Origin of the sequence: Verrucosispora sp. NA02020 (assembly GCF_013364215.1) — a bacterium.
In the GTDB taxonomy this organism is placed as follows: Bacteria; Actinomycetota; Actinomycetes; order Mycobacteriales; family Micromonosporaceae; genus Micromonospora.
In genome coordinates this window covers 811,451-815,760 of the sequence record NZ_CP054923.1, presented here as the reverse complement: position 1 = coordinate 815,760, position 4,310 = coordinate 811,451, and the positions used below count along the sequence as shown (strand labels likewise).

Here is a 4,310-nt window from a genome sequence, read left to right as displayed (position 1 = left end):
GATCTCCTTGCAACCGTCGCCGCCGGGCACCTGATACCTCGCCTTGTCGCCACTTCATGCGGGTCGCCGCCACCGCGGCACGCCGCACCCGTCGTACACCATGGCACCCCTAAGCGGGATGCCCGAAAGTCCCCATTCGGGCCGTGGTCCCGTCCCCCCCCGGGGGTCAGAAGATGCTGCGACCCACCTCGACCATGTGTCGGAACGCGCCGAGCACGCCCAGCGCCAACGGCACCATGAGCAGACTGGTGATCACCCCGAACACCTCGGCCCGGCTGCGGCGCCGGGCCGAGGGGTGCACCATCGGCCCGTCGCGTGGCGGCTCGGGTGACGAGGGGCGCAGCAGGCTCAGCGCCACCCCGGCTCCGGCGACGCCGAGCCCGGCCAGCACGAGCACGACCAGGGTCGCGCCGGGGCCCGCGCCGAGCATCCCGACGACCGCGAGGATCAGGCTGAAACAGCCGACCAGTGCGGCGATGCCGAGCAGGAGCAGTTCGGCGGAGAACGCCACCAGCCGGCAGCGGGCCATCAGGGCGATGCTGGCCACCGCGGTCAACGCGACCGCCCAGCCGCCGTTGGAGGCCAGCACCGGAAGCGCGGCGGTCAGCGCCAGCGCCGGACCGACGAGCACCACCGAGAGCAGGCGGTGGGAGCGGTCGACCAGCCCGATCGTGACCGGCAGGGCAGCCGACTGGTCAGGCGGTCGGCGTTGTCCCCAGGACGCCACGGTGGCGGCGATCCGTCGGGCCACCGCGATGATCCCCATCGCCGTCACGGTGACCACCGCGGCGGCACCGGCGCGGTCGGTGTCCAGCGCCCGGATCAGGGACACCAACGCCAGGCCGACGGTCAGGTGCAACTGCACCACGACCAACGCGGCGGTCGGGATGACCACCAGCGCCATCAGCGCGGCCAGGCAGGCGCCGAACACCGCACCGTCCCAGCGGTACGCCGTCACGCCCAACACCCGGGTCACCAGCATGCCGGCCGCCGCCAGACACGGCACCGAGGTCAACGCGACCGCCATCCGCAACCAGTCCGGCACCACCTCGCGGTGCTGGGTGAGGCTCCACGCTCCGGCGAGCAGACCCAGCCCGGCCAGGACGAGCCCCGCGGCGGTGCCGGCACCGCCCTCGAACCGGAGTCCGGCCGTGATCGCGGCCACCGTCGTCCAGAGCAGACCCAGGCTCAGGACGATCGTCCCGCCCCGGAGCCGCTGCTGGCGATGCCGGTGGGTCTCGTCGGCGACGAGTTCCTCGATCTCCTCCACCAGTGGCGCGTCGTTCGGCTCCTGAGCGGCGTCGCGGAGGTACAACACCTGGCCGTCGACCACGCCGACGTCGAGCAGGGTGGCGTCCAGCGGCAGCGGCGGGTGGCCGGCGGGGGCCAGGGACCAGGCCGGTGGAAGCACGTCGGCCCGGTCCTGGCCGCACATCTCGGCCAGGCGGGCCGAGTACTCGCCGACCGGTGCCCCGGAGGGCACCGACACGTCCAACCGGCGGCGGGTGCCGACCACCGTGATCCGGCTCCGTTCGCCGCTCATCGGTCCTCCCTGCACCCGAGCCGTGTCATCCGGCCACCTCCAGGTCGTCCACGTGCAGGTCGTCGGCCTCCAGAGTGCTCAGCTCGGCGGTGCTGGGCGCGTCCATCTCGGCGATCCGTGCGGCGTGCCGCTCGGTCATCATCTGGAAGACCTTGCGGGCGAACCGGCCGTTGCCGAAGCCCTCGCCCCGCAGGACGCCGTCGAAGTAGCTGAGCAGCGCGGCACGGCCGTTCTCCGCGACGTGGTACTGGTGCCGGCTCGCCTGCTTCTCCACGATCTGGACCAGTTCGACCGACGAGTAGTCCTCGAAGGTCAGCGTGCGGGAGAAGCGGGAGGAGAGGCCCGGGTTGGCCGCGACGAACTGCCGCATCTCGTCCGGGTAGCCGGCGACGATCACCACCACCTCGTCCCGGTGGTCCTCCATCAGCTTGACCAGCGTCGAGATCGCCTCCTGGCCGAAGTCGGTGCCGCCACCGGTGGGCACCAGGGCGTACGCCTCGTCGATGAAGAGCACACCGCCGAGGGCCTTGCGGAAGGCCGCCTGGGTCTTCGGGGCGGTGTGTCCCACGTACTCACCGACCAGCGTGCCCCGGTCGACCTCGATCAGATGTCCGCGTTCGAGCATGCCGAGCGCGGCGAGCAACTGCCCGTAGAGCCGGGCCACGGTGGTCTTGCCGGTGCCGGGATTACCGGCGAAGACCAGGTGCCGGGACATCGGCGGCGGCGCGAGACCGGCCTCCCGACGGCGCTTGACGGTCTGCACCAGCTTGACCATGGTGCCCACGTCCCGCTTGACCCGGGCCATCCCGACCAGGTCGTCGAGCTGGCCGAGCAGGTCGGCCAACTCCGGCACCTTGCTGGTGGCACCGGCTCGGGGCACGGCGGCGGCGCGGCGCGGACCGGCACCGGCCGGCACCGCGCGGGCGGCGACGGGTTCGGTCGGCAGGGTCGCCTCGGCGACGTCGGTGCTCCAGCACTCCTCGAAGGTCGCCCGGCCCTGGTCGGTCTGGTCGACGTCGGCCCCGGCGTCGTGCACGTGGCAGCGCAGCAACGCCGGATCGGCGTCCACGCCGACGTGCACGGCCGGGTAGTCGGTCCGGGAGATGTCGCAGTCGGTCAGGGTGCCGTGCGCACCGTCACCGACGTACACGCCGTTCTTGCGGCACTCCCGCACGGTCAGGCTGCGGATCATCGGTGCGGCGCCCTCCCAGAGCACCAGTCCGCTGCCGCCGATGTCGGTGATCTCGCACTCTTCGAGCGTCGGCGTGGCGTACGCGTCGACGAGCACCCCGGCCGCGCCACAGGAGGCGATCCGGCAGTTCCGGGCCAGCAGCGCGGCGTGCGGGGCGACCTCGATCCCGGTCTGCTCGACGTCGCGGACCTCGCAGTCGGTCAGCAGCGGCCGGTGCGGGGTGTCCACGCGTACGCCGGCCCGGGAGTCGCTGACGGTCAGTCCACGCAACTCGGCGTCGGCGCCACCGTCGATCTGCACCCCGCCGAGTCCCGCGCCGGTGATCGTGCCGCCCTCCACCCGCAGCAGGGCGCGGTCGGAGGCGCGTACCCCGAACTCGGGGGTGTCGGCGATCGTGCACTCGACCAGCGCGGCGCTGGCCGTGCCGGTGAGGTGCACCGCGCTGTACTCGGAGCGCCGCATCTCGCAGCCGTGCATCAGGATCCGCCCGTCGTCGGCGGCGTAGAGCCCGTTGGCGGCCGAGTCGGCGAAGGCACCGTCGGTGAGGCGGACCTCGGCGCGTTCCCGGACCGCGAGCGCGGTCTGACCGGCCTGGTTGATCCGGCTGCCGGCCATCGAGAGCCGGCTGTCGCCACCGGCCAGCACGCCGGGACCCCGCGCGGCGTCCACCGTGGACTCGTCCAGGTGCAGGTGGCCGTACCCGGCGAGGAGCACCCCGGCGGAGGCCGCGCGGCTGATCGTGCACCGCCGAACGAGCACCCCACCGGTCTCGCCGGTCTCCCCGGCGCCCGGCGTCCCGGCGTGTTCCGGCCGCAGCGGCGGCCACCAGTCCGGGCCGAACGTCGCACTGCCGCTGATCCGGATGCCCTCGGCCGCCAGGTCGTGCAGTTGGCAGTCGGTCAGCCGGGCCTGCCCACCGCCGCTGACCTCGACGCCCACGCCGCCGCTGGGCCCGATCTCGCAGCGGGTGAGCGTCAGCGTGGCGTTCTCCGCCACCAGCGCGCCACCGCCGACGCTGCCCATCCGGCTGTCGACCAGGGTGACCTGGGCGCTTCCGGCGGCCTCGACGGCGGCGCCGCCGGTCTCCGTCACCTCGACCGAGGTGCCCTCCAGCGTCGCCTGGTCGGCGACGATGAGCCCGGGTGCCGCCCCGGTACGCAGGATGGCGCAGTCCCGCAGCGTCGCCGACGCGTCCCCGCTGACCTGGACCGCGCCCCCGGTGACCGTGGTCGACTCCAACGCGATCCGGCCGGTGGCGGCGACCACCACGGCACCGGAGCCGCTCAACACGAACCCGCGGATCGTGGCCGACCCGGACCGTACGGCGAGCGCCGGCCCGTGCGGCGCGACCAGTTCGACCGCGCCACCGTCGTTCTCGGCCACCAGCGTGACGGACTTGTCGACGGTCAACGACTCGCGGTACACCCCGGCCACCACCGACACCACCCCGCCGTCGCGGGCTGCCCGGATCGCCGAGGAGATGGTGCGGTGCCGACTCCACGGGCGGGTGGAGACCCGTTCGATCCGGCCGGACGGTGCGCTGGTCGGGGTGGAGACCGCGGGCTGCCCCGTCAC

2 protein-coding genes are annotated in these 4,310 nt (G+C 73.5%); both read right to left on the bottom strand.

The annotated features are described in order from the left end of the window. Positions 1–166 precede the first annotated feature (166 nt). Complete coding sequence (locus HUT12_RS03530; protein WP_176092461.1) at positions 167–1,543, bottom strand: EsaB/YukD family protein; 1,377 nt, start codon at positions 1,541–1,543, stop codon at positions 167–169. 25 nt (positions 1,544–1,568) lie between these two features. Next, the gene (locus HUT12_RS03525) at positions 1,569–4,310 is read right to left on the bottom strand and encodes a right-handed parallel beta-helix repeat-containing protein (RefSeq protein ID WP_176092460.1); all 2,742 of its coding nucleotides are present in this window, start codon (positions 4,308–4,310) and stop codon (positions 1,569–1,571) included.